Origin of the sequence: Streptomyces sp. NPDC089919 (genome assembly GCF_040684615.1) — a bacterium.
Taxonomy (GTDB): Bacteria; Actinomycetota; Actinomycetes; order Streptomycetales; family Streptomycetaceae; genus Streptomyces.
Window position 1 is genome coordinate 1 of the sequence record NZ_JBFBGK010000149.1, and the last position, 15330, is coordinate 15330.

The following is a 15330-nucleotide window of genomic DNA, read 5'->3' on the forward strand; positions in this document are numbered from 1 at the left end:
GCCCACCGGTTTCGGGAAGGGGCGGGGTGGGGCCGGCTCCGCGCAGCGGCCGGGCGCGGGCCCGGACCCCGCGCCTCAAACGCCGGCGGGGCTGGATGGGCGGGTCCCCGCCCGGGCGGACGCAAAGGCCGGGCCCAGGTTTCGGGGCTCCGCCCCGGACCCAGTACCGCCGCTCCGCGACGGTCGCCTCAAACGCCGGCGAGGCTGGATATGCGGGCCCCCGCCCCCGCGGGACGCAAAGGGTGGGCGGCGCCCAGGCTCCGGGGCTCCGCCCCGGACCCCGCGCCTCAAGCGCCGGCGAGGCTGGATGTGCCACCACTCCGGCGGGGCTGGAGATGTCCAGCGGGGGGGCGCGGCGCCCGGCCGGCGGAAGCAGCCGGACGGCACAAGGCGCCGGAAGGCACACGCGGCCGCCAGACGGAGGGGCCGGACCGCACAAGGGGTCGCAGGCCAGCAGGGGCGGCCCGGCGGCCGGGCGGCGGAAGTAGCCGGACGGCACAGGCGGCCGCCAGGCAGAGGGGCCGCGCGGCACACGCGGCCGCCAGGCGGAGGGGCCGGAGCCACAAGGGGACGCCAGACGGAGGGGCCGGGCCGAGGCAGGGGCGGGGCCGGGATGCGGGCGGGGCGGCGGGGGGACATGCTGGCTGGGTGAACGGCCGAGCTCCGGACGGACTCGCCCTGGCGCTCGCCCATGCCGTCGTGGGCGCGATCGAGTCCGTGGGCGGCTACGCCGGGGGCGTGTACCTGCGCACGGGGACCGCCGGACTGCTGCGGCTGGCCGTGCTCGCCGGGCTGCCCGGCCCGCTGTTCTCCCCCTGGTGGCGGATGCACGTCAACCGCCCCTTCCCCGTCGCCGAAGCCCACCGCACCGGCCAGCCCGTCTACCTCGCCGACCCCGAAGAGGCCATGCGCCGCTTCCCCCAGCTGATGGCCGGGCTGCCCTACCCCTTCGGTTCGCTGTACGAGCCGGTCACCGGCCGCGCGTCCGGCGGCGGGCGGTACGGCGTCCTGATGGTGCTGCGGCCCGCCGGCCCCGGCGGCCCGGTCGGCCACGGCGACCGCCGGCGGCTGCACCGGGCCGCCGCCCGGCTGGCCGAGGCCCTGGACGCGTGGACGGCCGACGGCGGCGAGGTCCGCTGGGAGGAGGAGCCGGTGGAGGTGCAGCTGCCCGCCCCGCTCGGCCCGCCCCCGCCGCTCGGCTCCTTCGAGTGGGACCCGGCCGAGGGCACCGTACGCGCCGACGACGCGCTCCGGGCCGCGCTCGGCGGCCGCCCCGGCACCCCCGAGGCCCTGACGGCGGGCTGGGACGCGGCGGACGTCTACGGGCTGCACGCGCTGGCCCGCCGGCTGCGGGAGCCGGGCGGGCCCGGCGGCCCGGAGGAGGGCCCGGCGCCCGCCGGGGCCGGCCCGGAGCCCCGCCGGCTCCGGCTCCGCGGCCCGGACGGCGCCATGCGGCTCCTGGAGCTGACGTACGGCCCCCGGCCCGGGCCCGCGGAGAGCGCCACGGGGGCCGCGGAGAGTTCTCCCGGGCCCACGACGGGCGCCCCAAGGCCCGCCCAGAGCGCCCCCGGGCCCCCCGTCCTGACCGGCCGCCTCTACGACCTCGGCCGCCGGCCGCTCGGCGGGGAGGCCACCGACCGGTTGGGGCAGCCGCTGCTCTGTCTGGACCGGCTCGGCCGCACCACGTACCTCAACGACGGCGCCGTCAGCCTGCTCCGCCGGGGGCGGGAGGAGCTGTTGGGGCGGGTGTTGTGGGAGGCGCTGCCGTGGTTCGGCCGGCCGGCCTACGAGGACTACTTCCGGGCGGCGCTGCTCTCCCCCGACCCGGTGCACTTCCTGGCCCGCAGCGGCCCGCAGGAGTGGGTCTCGGTCTCCCTGCACCCGGCCGCGGGCGGGGTCACCGTGCTGCTGTCGGCCGCGGAGCACCCGGCGTACACCCCCCGCTCGGTGGCCGCGCCGGGGGGCGGACTCGGTTCGCCCGCCGACCGCGCCTCGGCGCTGTACCGGCCGGTGGCCCTGGCCATCGCGCTCAGCGAGGCGGTGACGGCACGTCAGGTGTCGGTTGTGGTGACCGAGGAGCTGCTGCCGGCCTTCGGCGGCGGCCAGTTGGCCATCTACCTGCTCAACGAGCGCCATCTGTACCTCGCCTGGGAGGCCGGCTTCCCGCAGGGGTTCCTGGACCGCTTCGACGGCGTCACCCTGGACGCACGGCTGCCGGGCGTGGAGACGCTGACCACCGGCCGGCCGCTCTTCTTCGAGTCGATGGAGCACCTGGCCCGGGCCTACCCCGGCATCCCGCTCGACTCCGACACCGGCGCCCGCGCCTTCCTCCCCCTGATCGCCTCGGGGCGGCCGGTCGGCTCCTGCATCCTCGGCTTCGACGCCCCCCGCGGCTTCAGCCCGGAGGAGCGTACGGTCCTCACGGCCCTCGCCGGGCTGATCGCCCAGGCGCTCCAGCGGGCCCAGCGCTACGACACCGAGGCCGCCCTCGCCCGGGGCCTGCAGGACGCCCTGCTGCCGCACCGGCTGCCGGTGCGCTCGCTGGTGGACACGGCCGGCCGGTACCTGCCCGGCACCCAGGGCATGGACGTGGGCGGCGACTGGTACGACGTGGTCGAGACCGAGGGCGGACTGCTCGCCCTGGTCATCGGGGACGTCCAGGGCCACGGCGTGCACGCGGCCGGGACGATGGGTCAACTCCGCAGCGCGGTACGGGCCTTCTCGCTGAGCGGGCAGGACCCGGCGGCCGTGATGAGCGGCACCAACCGGCTGCTGATCGACCTGGACCCGGGCCAGTTCGCGAGCTGCTGCTACGTCCTGCTCGACCCGGCCACCGGCCGGGCCCGGGCCGTGCGGGCCGGCCACCTGCCACCGCTGCTGCGGCACCCGGACGGCGGCACCGAGGTGCTGGACCTGGCCGGCGGGGTGGTGCTGGGGGTGGACGACGCGGCCGGATACCCCGTCACCGAGCTGCGGCTCGAGCCGGGCGCGGTGCTCGCCCTCTACACGGACGGGCTGGTCGAGCAGGCCGGCGAGGACATCGACCACGGCATCGAGCGGCTGCGCCGGGTGCTCGACGAGGCCGCACCCGCGCCGCTGGCCACCACCGCCGACCGGCTGGTGGCGGAGGCCGGGCGGGCCGCCGACCGGCCCGACGACATCGCGCTGCTGCTCGCCGCGCGCTGGCCCACCACGAGCGACGAGGGGGGTGGGGACGGCCGATGAGCACTCCGGAGCCCGGCCGCGACCCCCGTGGACCGCTGGACCTGGCGCGCGCGGCCACCGCCGTCCTGGACGCGCGGGGCCGGGTGCTCGGGTGGAGCGCGGCCGCCGAGGCGCTGCTGGGGTATCCGGCCGCCGCGGTGCTGGGCCGCCCGGTCCCTCCGTACGACGGCACGGCGGACCTGCTCGGGCCCGGCCGCCGTACCGTCGTACTGCGGCACCTCGACGGGCGTCCGGTCCGGGTGGCCCTGGCCGTGCTGCCGCTGACCGTGCTGCCACCGCCACCGGCCGGCACCGCCGCGGACTCCGAACTCGCCCTCCCCACCGCCGAGTCCGCCGGCGCGCGGTTGATCGCGATGGCCGAGGCGGGCGAGACGGAGCGCTGGGAGGCACTGCAGTCGATGCTGCGCGGCCTGGTCACCCAGTCCCCCATCGGACTGGCGATCTACGGCACCGAGCTGCGGGTGGTGTGGACGAACGAAGCGCTCAACGAGGAGATGGGGCCGGCCCAGTACGTCGGCCTGGGCCCCGACGAGATGGTCGACCGCGGCACGGTGCTCACCCCCGGGCGGCCGGACACCCTGCTGGAGACGATGCGCGCGGTGCTGGAGACCGGCCGGCCCGTCATCGACCTGCACTACGGCGGGCGGGCCCCCTCCGACCCGGAGCGGGACCGGGTCTGGTCCTGCTCGTACTACCGGCTCCAGGACGCGGCGGGCCGGCCGCTCGGCGTCTGCGAGGAGTCGGTGGACATCACCGACCGGTACCTGGCCCAGCAGCGGCTCGACCTGCTGGTGGAGGCCGGCCGGCGGGTCGGCACCAGCCTCGACATGGCGCGCACCGCACGGGAGTTGGCGGAGGTGGCGGTACCGCGGTTCGCCGACTCGGTCACCGTCGACCTGCTCGCCCCGGTGCTGGAGGGCGACCGGCCGGCGCCGGTGGCCGACGGGGTGGGGCCGCTGGTCCGGCTGACCGAGGCGCAGCAGGACGGGCCGGGCCGGCCGCGGCCGGTCGGCGCCCCGCCGGACACCCCCGGGGCCCGGGCGCTGGCCACCGGCCGCGCGGTGCCCGAGCACGTCGGCGGGGCCCGGCTGCTGGCCGTGCCGCTGCGCGTGGAGGAGGTGCCGCTGGGCGTGGTGACCTTCGCCTGGGTGACCCGCAACGACCCCTTCGAACCGGGTGAGTTGGCGGTGGCCGAGGAGCTGGTGGCGCGGGCCGCGGTGTGCGTGGACAACGCCCGCCGGTACACCCGGGAGCACGGCGCGGCCCTGATGCTCCAGCGCAGCCTGCTGCCCCGGCTGCTGCCCCGGCTGACCGCCGTGGACCTGGCGTACCGCTACCTGCCGGCCGACGTGGCGGCGGGGGTGGGCGGCGACTGGTTCGACGTGATCGCCCTGTCCGGGACGCGGGTGGGCCTGGTGGTGGGCGACGTGGTCGGCCACGGACTGCGGGCGGCGGCCACCATGGGCCGGCTGCGCACCAGCGTCCGCGCGCTCGCCCGGCTGGACCTGGCGCCGGACGAGCTGCTGTCCCGCCTGGACGACCTGGTCGCCCAGGGGGCGGACGAAGGGGCCGCGGTCCCGGTCGGGGGCGAGGGCGTCCCCGAGGACGAGGCGCTGGGGGTGACCTGCCTGTACGCGGTGTACGACCCGGTGTCCGGGATGTGCTCGATGGCGCGGGCCGGGCATCCGCTGCCCGCGGTGGTGGACCCGGCCTCGGGCACCGTCTCGTTCCTGGAGCTGCCCGCCGGCCCCCCGCTGGGGCTGGGCGGGCTGCCCTTCGAGGCGGCGGAGGTGCGGCTGCCCCGCGGCAGCGTGCTGGCGCTCTTCACCGACGGCCTGATCCGGGGCCGGGACCGGGATGTGGACGAGCAACTGGAGTCTTTGCGCGGCGTGTTGGCGGACCACCACCGGCCGCTGGACGAGCTCTGCGACGAGGCGGTGGCCACCTTGCTGCCGTACCCGGTGGAGGACGACGCGGCCCTGCTGCTGGTCCGCACCCACACCCTGGGCCATCACCAGGTCGCGGTCTGGGAACTGCCCGCCGATCCGGAGGCGGTGGGGCACGCCCGGGCGGCGGCGGCCCGGCAGATCGCCGAATGGGGCCTGGACGAGCTGGGGTTCACCACCGAGCTGATCGTCAGCGAGCTGGTCACCAACGCGGTGCGGTACGCGGCCTCGGGCCCGGTGCAACTGCGGCTGATCCGGGACCAGACGCTGATCTGCGAGGTCTCCGACACCGGGCACACCTCCCCGCACCTGCGCCGGGCCTCCAGCGAGGACGAGGGCGGCCGGGGCCTGTTCCTGATCGCCCACATGACGCAGCAGTGGGGTACCCGGTACACCTCCACCGGCAAGACCATCTGGGCCGAGCAGGCCCTCCCCCTGGTCGCCTCCCCCTCGGACGAGGCACAAGGTCCGCGCTCTGCAACAGCGTGATCGCGGATCGGTGACGATGCCCCGGGGCCCGTTCACCGACGGGATCCGGCCACGCTACGTTCTGCCCGACACATTCACGGAGAGTGGCAGGGAGCGGGACCATGAGGCGGAGCGCGGGGCGGAGATCCGGGATCGCTGCGGCGGTGCTGTGCGGGGCGTTGGCGCTCACCGCGTGCGGCGGCGGGGGCCAGGACGCGGCCGGCCAGGTCGTCGGCGGCGCCACCCCGAGTCCGGTCGCCACTCCGGCCGGCTCCACCGCGAGCAGCACGCCCCCGGCCGGCGCCGGCGCGGAACCCACCGCCGCGGCCACGCCGAAGTCCGGGCCCTCGGCCACCGCCGCCCCCGGCAGCGGCTCCGGCGCGAAGGGGTCCGCGAAGCCGACGAAGGCACCCGGGGCCCCCAAGCCGGCGGGCTCCCCCGACTGCGACCACAAGATGCCGATCTCCCCGGACGAGATCGCGGTGGAGCGCTACACCCCCGAGGGCGGCGAGCTCAACCTGATCGTGCACCTGGGCAACTGGGACTGCCCGGACCCGAACACCGACGGGGCGGCCTTCGCCCCGATGGGCCGCGAGATCGACATGCCGCTGAACCAGGCGGCGTACATCACCGCGGTGAACCCGATCGTCGAGTCGACCGAGAACCAGCGGATCGGCGTCCAGGAGCTGCTGGACTGGCTGGAGGCGCACCCCGACGCGGGCCTGGTCTTCAAGTACCACCTCGGCAAGGATGGCGCGATCGACAGCCTGGAGCAGGAGTTCACCCCCTGACCCGGGGCCGCCCCGGGCACTGATCGATACTGGTCGCCATGACGGGGACGGTAGTGCTGGGCGGGTTCCTGCCGATCTGGGTGGTCACCGCCCTCGGCTGGCTGGCGGGACGGTACGGACTCCTGGGCCCGCACGCCCAGGACGTGCTGGCCCGGTTCGCCTTCACCTTCGCGATGCCCGCGCTGCTGTTCCTGACGATGTCCCGGTCCCGGCTCGGCGACCTGGTCCAGCCGGGGATGCTGGTCTTCGCGCTGAGCCTGGCCGCGGTGTTCGCGGTGGCGCTGGCGCTGGGCCGGTGGGTGTTCCGCCGCAAGCCGGGCGAGCGGGCCATAGCGGCGATGGCCGCCGCGTACGTGAACTCGGCGAACCTCGGCATCCCGGTGGCGGTGCACGTCCTGAAGGACACCTCCTTCGTCGTGCCGGTGGCGCTGTTCCAGACGCTGCTGGTGACCCCGGTGATCCTCACGATGATCGACCTCGGCACGCCCGAGGGGTCCCGTACCCCGCTGCGCCGGATGCTCTCGCTGCCGGTGCGCAATCCGGTGGTGGCGGCCTCGGGCGGCGGCCTGCTGGTGGCCCTGCTCGGCCGGCCGCTGCCGGCGGTGGTGGTCGACCCGCTGCACCTGCTGGGCGGGGCGGCGGTGCCGGCCGCGCTCTTCGCGCTCGGCATGTCGCTGCACGCGCGGGTCCGGCCGGACGCCGAGGGCCGCGCCGAGCGGCAGGTCCTGGTGGGCCTGAAGCTGGTGGCGCAGCCCCTGGTCGCGTACGCGCTGGGCAGTTGGGTCTTCGGGCTGACCGGTCACGCCCTGCTGTCGGTGGTGCTGGTGGCCGGGCTGCCGACCGCCCAGAACGCCTTCGTCTTCGCCACCGAGTACCGCCTGGACGCGGGCCTGGTCAGGGACGCCGTACTGCTCTCGACCTGCTGCTCGGTGGTGTCCCTGACCACGATCGCCTGGCTGCTGGCCTGAGCGGGGGCCGGCGCCGGCCGCGGGTCAGCCGCGCGGCACGACCGTCCCGAGCACGGCCGGCAACGGGTACCAGTCGTCGGTGATGACGCTGGCGTGCCGGGCGGCCAGCAGGGTCAGCCGGTCGCGGGCCTGCGCCTCGGTGGGGCTGGTGCCGTCGATGGCCGGGGCGACGTTGTGGGCGTCGGTCATCACCAGCAGGTAGTGGCGCTGGTCGTACCAGGCGGTGTCGATGCCCTGCGAGACGTACGCGTTGGCGTCCCCGTCGAAGAGGACGAACCAGGGCCGGATCGAGCTGTCGGCGTAGCGGGGGCGCGGGTCGCCCGCGGCGGCGTTGTGCACCGCCGGGAAGGCGGCGGCCTGGCCGAGCCGGCCGCCGGCGGCCAGGTCCCGCAGGTACTGGGCGTACTCGCGGTCGGTCCAGAGGGTGTCGGAGGGGTTGCCCTCCTCGACGGTGCCCGGGATCAGCTCGAAGACGAACTTCCCGGCCAGCGCGGACCGGCTCGGCCAGCCGCGGGCCTGGACGGCCGCGTCGAGGGTCGGGTACCCGGCGGCCAGCTCCCCCGGCCGGTAGACGGCGTCCCCCAGCTTGGCGGTCAGCAGCGCGTCGAGCGCGGCCGGGCCGCGGCCGAGGTTGGCGGCGAAGCCGTCCTTGAGCTCCATCTTGATGACCACCGGCCGGTGGCCGGGGTGCCCGTCGTGCCAGGCCTTCAGGTCGGCGAGGCAGCCGGCGAGGTTCTGGTTGCGGGACCCGGTGCGGAGCCGGTCCGGCCCGGCGGCGTTCTCGCAGTTGTTGTCGTTCCCGAAGGGGTTGCTGTGCGCGACCCGCCAGGAACTGCCGAAGAAGTTGGTCCAGACGTCCAGCTCGATCAGGCCGGCGCCGGAGTCCAACGCGTCGGCCAGATAGGGGTACTTGGCCTTCTCGTAGGCGTTGTGCACGCCGACGCCGGTGGTGGCGTCGTACCGCGGCTCCGCCGCCGCCCCGGCCGGCGCCCCGCCCAACCCTGCGATGGCCAGCGCCAGTCCGGCGATCGCCACCCCTGCCCGCACGCGTGCCCTCATGCCCCTGCTCCCCTCGGTCGGCGGTCAACGCACGGGGAGGCTAAGGTGGTTGGATGACGCGAGGGAAGACCCCGGGTTACCACCCAGTAGCTGCCCCGTACACCCGCCCCTCGCCCGCGACCTCGGACGACCCCCGGACCGGTACGCGCACCAGGGCCGTCCGCGATGTCCGGGGCGCCCCCGACCCGCACCGCATGCCCATGCCGTCGCTAGGTAATCTGACGCCGTGTGGACAACGCTTGCGCCGCTCGCCGGCGTCCTGCTCGGCGGGCTCATGTCGGTACTGACCCAACGCTCGGCGGGCAACGCCCTGGAGCGCGGCGAGGCGCGGCGCAGTGCTCGCGACCTTGCCGAGGCGCGGCGTGGCGAGCGCCTCACCCACCTCATCGCCTTCCTGTCCGCGGTGCAGGAGGCGGAACGCGTCGCGGTGGACCGGCATCACCACAACATGACCGACGAGCCGTGGCAGGCCCGGGCACGACAGGTCCTCGACAGGATGTGGGTGACGCAGAAGACGCTCCACATCCTGTGCGCGCCCGAGGTCAGCGCGGCGGCACGCGGCCTCGCCTGGGCGGTCCAGGAGTTGATCAGAAAGGGCCCCGGAGACCCTGAGGGACCGCAGGACGAGAAGATCTGGGCACACATCCGTCCGAGCCGGCAGGCGTTCCTCGATCTCGTGCGCGACCAGCTGAACTGACCCCCGGCGGGGCCGGCCACGCGAGGGCCCGCCCCCTCAGGCCCCCAGACGGGACGCCGTCCGCTCCGGCCGGTGGTGGGCCACCACCCGGCCGGCCGGACCGGAGGGCCGGGCGCGGCGCTCCAGCGCGCCCGAGGTCAGGGCCAGCAGGAGGGCCCCGGCCGCCAGGGCCGCGCCGACCCAGGAGGGGGCGGTGTAGCCGTGGCCGGCGGTGATGACCAGGCCGCCGAGCCACGCGGCGAGGGCGTTGCCCAGGTTGAAGGCGCCGATGTTCATGGCGGAGGCCAGCGTGGGCGCTCCCGCGGCCTGGTCCAGCACCCGCTTCTGCAGCGGCGGCACGGTCGCGAAGCCGAGCGCCCCGATCAGGACGAGCGTGACGGCCGCGGCGGCCTTGTGGTGGGCGGTGACGGTGAAGAGGGCCAGCACCACCGAGAGCGCCCCGAGGGAGACGTACAGCATCGGCATCAGTGCCCGGTCGGCGAACCGCCCGCCGATCAGGTTGCCCGCCACCATGCCGAGCCCGAACAGCACCAGCAGCCAGGTCACGGAGGACTCCGCGAAGCCGGTGACCCCGGTCAGGGTGGGCGTGATGTAGGTGATGGCGGCGAAGACCCCGCCGAAGCCGAGCACGGTCATCGCCATCGCCAGCAGCACCTGGACGTTGCGGAAGGCGGCGAGCTCGTGGCGCAGCCGCACCCCCTCGGGCCGGGGCAGCTCGGGGACCAGCCGTGCGATGCCCAGCAGGCCGGCCACGCCCAGCGCGGCGACCACGGCGAAGGTGGCCCGCCAGCCGGCGGCCTGGCCGAGCCAGGTGCCCAGCGGTACGCCGACCACATTGGCCACGGTCAGACCGGTGAACATCATCGCGATGGCGCCGGCCTTCCGCTCGGGGGCGACCAGCTCGGCCGCGACCACCGCGCCGATGCCGAAGAAGGCGCCGTGCGCCAGCGAGGCGACCACCCGCCCGGCCAGCATCAGCCCGAAGGCGGGGGCCACGGCGGAGAGGAGGTTGCCGAGGACGAAGAGGCCCATCAGCAGCATCAGCATCCGCTTGCGCGACACCTTGGTGCCGAGGGCGGTCATCAGCGGGGCGCCGGCCACCACGCCGAGCGCGTACCCGGTCACCAGCAGCCCGGCGGTCGGGATGGAGACGTCGAAGTCGGTCGCCACCTGGGGCAGCAGCCCCATGATCACGAATTCGGTGGTGCCGATGCCGAAGGCCCCGATCGCCAGGGCCAGGAGCGCGAGAGGCATGGATCGCAGCCTTCCCAGATCGATTGCCCGGGCAGCTCAGCCCGGGATGGAGGTGCGCAGGAGGGACTGCGCAGGATTGGTTGCAGAGGCTTTTAGCCTGCGTCCACAATAGTTGCACACGCGGGTTATCGGCAAACGCGGTAGATTGGGTGCGTACACGTACCCGCAGTGAGCGAGGGGAGCAGCGGATGACCGCCACCGAGACGGCCGGGGGCCCGTCGGCCGCACTGGCCCAGGGCTGGTGCGCCCTGTCCCGGCTGCACGGCCTCATCGAGAGCCGGGTGGAGCGCGCCCTCCAGGCCGGCCACGGCCTGAGCGCCCGGGAGTACTCCCTGCTCGGCGTGCTCGACCGGCAGTACGAGGGGCCCGGCGGCCACCTCCAGATGAAGCAGGTGGCGGACGCCGTGGTGCTGAGCCAGAGCGCCACCACCCGCCTGGTCACCCGGCTCGAGGAGCGCGGCCTGCTGGAGCGGTACCTCTGCCCCACCGACCGCCGCGGCATCTACACCAACGTCACCGACAGCGGCGCGCAGCTGCTGGCCGAGGCCCGGCCCACCCATGAGAGCGCCCTCTCGGCAGCCCTCGCCGCTGCCGCCACCGAACCGGAGCTGGCCCCCCTGGTGGCGGCCCTGTCGACCCCGGACGCCCCGGCCCCAAGCGGAGCCTGACCTTCCTGCATCGCCCGGGCCCCCGCCCCCCGCACCTGCCGAGGTCAGCCCGCGAGCGCCTCGTACCGTACGCCGGTCAGCTGCTCGGAGGCGGTCCACAGCCGCTCGGCCGAGGCGTCGTCGAGGGTCCAGCGGGCCCGCCAGGAGCGGGCCGGGGCGCCGCGCCAGCCCAGCCGGGGGCCGATGAAGGAGTCCGGTCGCACCCCCGGGGCCGTCGCCGCGTACAGCGTCGGCAGCGCCCCGGAGGCGGCCGGCTGCGCGAGCACCGCGTTGGCCGCCCGCAGCACCGCCACGGCGGCCCGGCGGCCCTCCTGCCGGGGCGCCGCCGTCAGGAGGCCGGTGGCCGCGTAGCCGGGGTGCGCCGCCGCCGCGACCAGCTCCGACCCGGCCGCCGCCAGCCGCCGGGCCAGCTCGTGGACGAAGAGCAGGTTGGCCGTCTTGGACCGGCCGTAGGCGATCCAACGCCGGTAGCGGGTCTCGCTGTTGAGGTCGTCGTGCGCCAGGTCCGACAGGGCGTGGAAGCCGCTGGAGAGCGAGACCACCCGCGCCCCGGGGGTGGCCAGCAGCCGGGGCAGCAGCAGCCCGGTCAGCGCGAAGTGACCGAGGTGGTTGACCCCGAACTGCGTCTCGAAACCATCGGTGGTGCGCCCGTACGGCAGGGCCATCACCCCCGCGTTGTTGACCAGCAGGTCCAGCCCGCCCGGCCGCAGTCCGGCCGCGAACTCCCGTACGGACGACAGGTCCCCGAGGTCCAGTCGGGCGAACTCGGCCGACGCACCCGGTACTTCACGGCGCAGCCGGTCCAGGGCCGCACCGCCGCGGTCCGCGCTGCGGCAGGCGAGCAGGACGTGCGCCCCGGCCCGGGCCAGTTCGCGGGCGGTGACGTAGCCGATGCCGCTGTTGGCCCCGGTCACCACCGCGGTCCGGCCACCCTGACCGGGGATCTCCCGTGCGCTCCAGCCCGTCATGCGCGATGCCCCTTCCCACCGGCCGCACCCCTGCGGTACCGCTCGGGGTGACCACACCCCAAAGGGCCGCCGAAGGGAAGCCCCGGGGCCCCTGGGGCGCCCGGGACCCGGCCGGATCCCGCCACGGCCCCGGCCGCCGCCCGCGTGACGACCTCCACAGGCCCCGGGGCTCCAGCCGCAGGTCAGCGGCCAGTAGAGTCGGGCTCCTCCCCCTCCAGCGATCCCCGAGGACCGGCAGTGAGCTCCGAAGCGCCCCCGACACCTTCGCTGTCCGTACCCTCCCCCGCGGCACCCGTGGCGCCGCCGGCCGGGCCGCCGGCCGTCACCGTCGTCGGCATCGGCGCGGACGGCTGGGCCGGGCTGGCCGCCCCGGCGCGGCGCGCCTTCACCGAGGCCGAGGTCCTGATCGGCGGCCCCCGCCAGCTGGCCCTGCTCCCGGAGGACTCCTGCCGGGGCGAGCGGGTGGCCTGGCCCTCGCCGCTGCGCCCGGCGGTCCCCAAGCTGCTCGCGGAGCACGCCGGCCGCCGGATCGCCGTGCTGGCCAGCGGGGACCCGATGTTCTACGGGATCGGCCGGGCCCTGGGCGAGGAGCTGGGCCCGGCCCGGCTGCGGGTGCTGCCGCACCCGTCCTCCGTCTCGTACGCCTGCGCCCGGCTCGGCTGGCCGGTCGAGGACACCGACGTGATCACCCTGGTCGGCCGGGCCCCCGGCACCCTGGTCGCGGCCCTGCACGAGGGACGCCGGCTGCTGGTCCTCAGCGCGGGCGCCGGCACCCCGGCCCAGGTCGCGCAGCTGCTGCGGGAGCGCGGCTTCGGCCCGAGCCGGCTGACCGTCCTGGAACAGCTCGGCTCCGAGCACGAGGCGCACGCCACCGGCACCGCCGCGGACTGGGACCGGCCGCCCGGCGACGCCCTCAACGTCATCGCGGTGGAGTGCCGGCGCGCCCCGGACGCGCTGCGGCTCGCCGCCACCCCCGGCCTCCCGGACGCGGCGTACGAGCACGACGGGCAGCTGACCAAGCGGCACGTCCGCGCGGTCACCCTGAGCGCGCTGGCACCGGCCCCCGGGGAACTGCTGTGGGACGTCGGCGGCGGCTCCGGCTCGATCGCCATCGAGTGGATGCGCAGCCACCGGACCTGCCGGGCGATATCCGTGGAACGGGACGAGGTGCGGGCGGACCGGATCGGCCGCAACGCGGCCGCCCTCGGCGTGCCCGGGCTGCGGGTGGTGCGCGGCGCCGCCCCCGGGGCGATGACCGAACTCCCCTCCCCCGACGCGGTGTTCATCGGCGGCGGGCTGACCGCCGCGGGCCTGCTGGAGGCCTGCTGGGCGGCCCTGCGACCGGGCGGCCGGCTGGTGGCCAACACCGTCACGCTCGAGTCGGAGGCCCTGCTCGCCCGCTGGTACCGCACCCACGGCGGCGAGTTGGTCAAGCTCGCGGTCTCGCACGCGGTGCCGGTGGGCTCCTTCACCGGCTGGCGGCAGGCCATGCCCATCACGCAGTGGTCGGTCACCAAGCCGTCCGACAGCGGCCCCGCCGCGCCCCCCGCCCACGACAGCACCACCCCGCCCGGCACTTCAGGAGATCTCACATGACCGTGTACTTCATCGGCGCGGGCCCCGGGGCCGCCGATCTGATCACCGTGCGCGGGGCCCGTACCCTCGCCTCCTGCCGGGTCTGCCTGTACGCCGGCAGCCTGGTGCCCCGCGAACTGCTCGCCGAATGCCCGCCGGACGCCCGGCTGGTGGACACCGCCCGGCTCACGCTGGACGAGATCGTGGCGGAGCTGGTGCAGGCCCACGAGGCCGGGCTCGACGTGGCCCGGCTGCACTCGGGCGACCCGTCGGTCTTCAGCGCCGTCGCCGAGCAGATGCGGCGGCTGGACGCGGCCGGGGTGCCATACGAAGTCGTCCCGGGCGTACCGGCGTTCGCGGCCGCCGCGGCGGCGCTCAAGCGCGAGCTGACGGTGCCGACGGTCGGCCAGACCGTGATCCTCACCCGGATCGCGCAGCAGGCCACCCCGATGCCGGCCGGCGAGGACCTGGCCACCCTCGGCCGCAGCGGGGCGCTCCTCGTCCTGCACCTGGCCACCCGCTACGTCGACCGGGTGGTGGCCGAGCTGCTGCCGCACTACGGCGCCGACTGCCCGGTGGCGGTGGTCGCGATGGCCAGCCGCCCGGACGAGCTGGTGCTGCGCGGCACGCTCGACGAGATCGCCGGCCAGGTCAAGGCGGCGGGCCTGGTGCGGACTTCGGTGATCATCGTGGGCCGGACGCTGGCCGCCGAGCAGTTCCCGGACAGCCACCTGTACTCGCCCGAGCGCGACCGGCATGTCTGCTAGCGGCGGGGCCGTGGACCGGCACGTGCTGGTCCTCGGCGGCACCACCGAGGGGCGCCGGCTGGCCGAGGCCCTGGCGGGGCTCCCCGGGCTGCGGGTGACCAGTTCGCTGGCCGGCCGGGTGGCCCGGCCGGTACCGCCGCCCGGCGAGGTGCGGATCGGCGGCTTCGGCGGTCCGGCGGGACTCGCCGCATGGCTGCGGGAGCACCGGGTCACCGCGATGGTGGACGCGACCCACCCCTTCGCCGAGCGCATCAGCTTCAACGCGGCCGCGGCCGCGGCCGTTTCGGGCGTGCCGCTGCTCGCGGTGCGCCGGCCGTCCTGGGAACCGGTGGCGGGCGACGCCTGGCACCCGGTGGCCTCACTGCCGGCCGCCGCGGCGCTGCTGGCCGGCGGGGCGCTGGGCGAGCGGGTGTTCCTCACCACCGGGCGGATGGGCCTGGCCGCCTTCGCGGGGCTGGACTCGCTGCGCTTCCTGGTGCGTTCGGTGGACGCGCCCGAGGGTCCGGCCCCGGCCCGGATGGACGTCCTGCTGGACCGGGGGCCGTTCAGCCTGGAGGGGGAGCGGGAGCTGCTGCGCTCCCATGGCATCTCGGTCCTGGTCACCAAGGACAGCGGGGGTGCGGCCACTGCGCCGAAGCTGGTGGCTGCGCGGGAGTTGGGGGTGCCGGTGGTCGTGGTCGGGCGGCCGCCGGTGCCGACTGACGTCCCCGTGGCCGTCGACGTCCCGACCGCCGTCGCCTGGCTCGACGCCCACGCCTGACCCGGGCCAGGCTGGGCCCGGCCCTGGCCCGGCGCGGCCTCGTCATGGCCGCCGGCTCACGTGCGGGTGGCCGCTGCGCGGAGCCGTTCCCCTCCCCGCCCCTTCCCGAAACCGTGGGCTCCGCCCCCGGACCCCCGCGCCTCAATCGCCGGCGAGGCTGGACAGGCCCGCCGTAGCCCCGGCA

At 76.1% G+C, this 15330-nt stretch carries 12 protein-coding genes; 9 read left to right on the forward strand and 3 right to left on the reverse strand.

From position 1 onward, the window contains the following. Nucleotides 1-648 precede the first annotated feature (648 nt). From AB0O40_RS35080 to AB0O40_RS35095, 4 genes are all read left to right on the forward strand, one after another. A complete protein-coding gene (locus tag AB0O40_RS35080; protein WP_365049819.1) occupies nt 649-3225 on the forward strand; it encodes a SpoIIE family protein phosphatase in 2577 nt (858 codons plus the stop codon). Then, entirely contained in the window at nt 3222-5660 is a 2439-nt protein-coding gene (locus tag AB0O40_RS35085) for a SpoIIE family protein phosphatase (protein ID WP_365049821.1), read from the forward strand. The genes AB0O40_RS35080 and AB0O40_RS35085 overlap by 4 nt, the downstream gene beginning before the upstream one ends. A gap of 101 nt (nt 5661-5761) precedes the next feature. After that, nucleotides 5762-6430, forward strand: a complete 669-nt coding sequence (locus AB0O40_RS35090) for a hypothetical protein (protein ID WP_365049823.1) — start codon at nt 5762-5764, stop codon at nt 6428-6430. Nucleotides 6431-6468: 38 nt separating this feature from the next. Beyond that, nucleotides 6469-7398 (forward strand): AEC family transporter, encoded by a 930-nt coding sequence (locus AB0O40_RS35095; RefSeq protein ID WP_365049825.1) that lies wholly within the window; start codon nt 6469-6471, stop codon nt 7396-7398. 24 nt (nt 7399-7422) lie between these two features. Here the strand turns inward: AB0O40_RS35095 and AB0O40_RS35100 are convergent, their stop codons facing one another. Continuing rightward, the gene (locus AB0O40_RS35100) at nt 7423-8457 is read right to left on the reverse strand and encodes a phosphatidylinositol-specific phospholipase C domain-containing protein (protein ID WP_365049826.1); all 1035 of its coding nucleotides are present in this window, start codon (nt 8455-8457) and stop codon (nt 7423-7425) included. Nucleotides 8458-8683: 226 nt separating this feature from the next. On the opposite strand from AB0O40_RS35100, the gene AB0O40_RS35105 reads away from it, so the two are divergent. Then, on the forward strand, nt 8684-9154 hold the full coding sequence (locus AB0O40_RS35105; protein WP_365049828.1) for a hypothetical protein: 471 nt from the start codon (nt 8684-8686) through the stop codon (nt 9152-9154). A 36-nt stretch (nt 9155-9190) separates the two neighbouring features. Here the strand turns inward: AB0O40_RS35105 and AB0O40_RS35110 are convergent, their stop codons facing one another. After that, complete coding sequence (locus AB0O40_RS35110) at nt 9191-10408, reverse strand: MFS transporter (RefSeq protein WP_365049830.1); 1218 nt, start codon at nt 10406-10408, stop codon at nt 9191-9193. Between the two features lie 188 nt (nt 10409-10596). On the opposite strand from AB0O40_RS35110, the gene AB0O40_RS35115 reads away from it, so the two are divergent. After that, nucleotides 10597-11076, forward strand: coding sequence for a MarR family transcriptional regulator (locus tag AB0O40_RS35115; protein WP_365049832.1), 480 nt, complete (start codon nt 10597-10599; stop codon nt 11074-11076). Nucleotides 11077-11120: 44 nt separating this feature from the next. On the opposite strand, the gene AB0O40_RS35120 is transcribed toward AB0O40_RS35115, so the two are convergent. After that, the gene (locus tag AB0O40_RS35120; RefSeq protein ID WP_365049833.1) at nt 11121-12044 is read right to left on the reverse strand and encodes an oxidoreductase; all 924 of its coding nucleotides are present in this window, start codon (nt 12042-12044) and stop codon (nt 11121-11123) included. A 267-nt stretch (nt 12045-12311) separates the two neighbouring features. Here AB0O40_RS35120 and cbiE point away from each other — a divergent pair, with 267 nt between their 5' ends. The 3 genes from cbiE to AB0O40_RS35135 are packed head-to-tail and all read left to right on the forward strand — an operon-like array spanning nt 12312 to nt 15146. Beyond that, complete coding sequence (gene cbiE, locus AB0O40_RS35125; protein WP_365049839.1) at nt 12312-13640, forward strand: precorrin-6y C5,15-methyltransferase (decarboxylating) subunit CbiE; 1329 nt, start codon at nt 12312-12314, stop codon at nt 13638-13640. Continuing rightward, nucleotides 13637-14386 carry a precorrin-4 C(11)-methyltransferase gene (gene cobM, locus AB0O40_RS35130; protein ID WP_365049835.1) on the forward strand — a complete coding sequence of 250 codons (750 nt, stop codon included), beginning with the start codon at nt 13637-13639 and terminating at the stop codon, nt 14384-14386. The genes cbiE and cobM overlap by 4 nt, the downstream gene beginning before the upstream one ends. Then, nucleotides 14376-15146 (forward strand): cobalt-precorrin-6A reductase, encoded by a 771-nt coding sequence (locus AB0O40_RS35135; RefSeq protein ID WP_365049837.1) that lies wholly within the window; start codon nt 14376-14378, stop codon nt 15144-15146. Before cobM ends, AB0O40_RS35135 begins: the two co-directional genes overlap by 11 nt. Nucleotides 15147-15330 lie beyond the last annotated feature (184 nt).

Coding starts and splice junctions, on each gene's coding strand:
- AB0O40_RS35085 (WP_365049821.1), top strand. CDS start 3,222: ATGAGCACTCCGGAGCCCGGCCGCGACCCCCGTGGACCGCTGGACCTG.
- AB0O40_RS35095 (WP_365049825.1), top strand. CDS start 6,469: ATGACGGGGACGGTAGTGCTGGGCGGGTTCCTGCCGATCTGGGTGGTC.
- AB0O40_RS35120 (WP_365049833.1), bottom strand. CDS start 12,044: ATGACGGGCTGGAGCGCACGGGAGATCCCCGGTCAGGGTGGCCGGACC.
- AB0O40_RS35100 (WP_365049826.1), bottom strand. CDS start 8,457: ATGAGGGCACGCGTGCGGGCAGGGGTGGCGATCGCCGGACTGGCGCTG.
- AB0O40_RS35090 (WP_365049823.1), top strand. CDS start 5,762: ATGAGGCGGAGCGCGGGGCGGAGATCCGGGATCGCTGCGGCGGTGCTG.
- AB0O40_RS35110 (WP_365049830.1), bottom strand. CDS start 10,408: ATGCCTCTCGCGCTCCTGGCCCTGGCGATCGGGGCCTTCGGCATCGGC.
- AB0O40_RS35115 (WP_365049832.1), top strand. CDS start 10,597: ATGACCGCCACCGAGACGGCCGGGGGCCCGTCGGCCGCACTGGCCCAG.
- AB0O40_RS35135 (WP_365049837.1), top strand. CDS start 14,376: ATGTCTGCTAGCGGCGGGGCCGTGGACCGGCACGTGCTGGTCCTCGGC.
- cobM (WP_365049835.1), top strand. CDS start 13,637: ATGACCGTGTACTTCATCGGCGCGGGCCCCGGGGCCGCCGATCTGATC.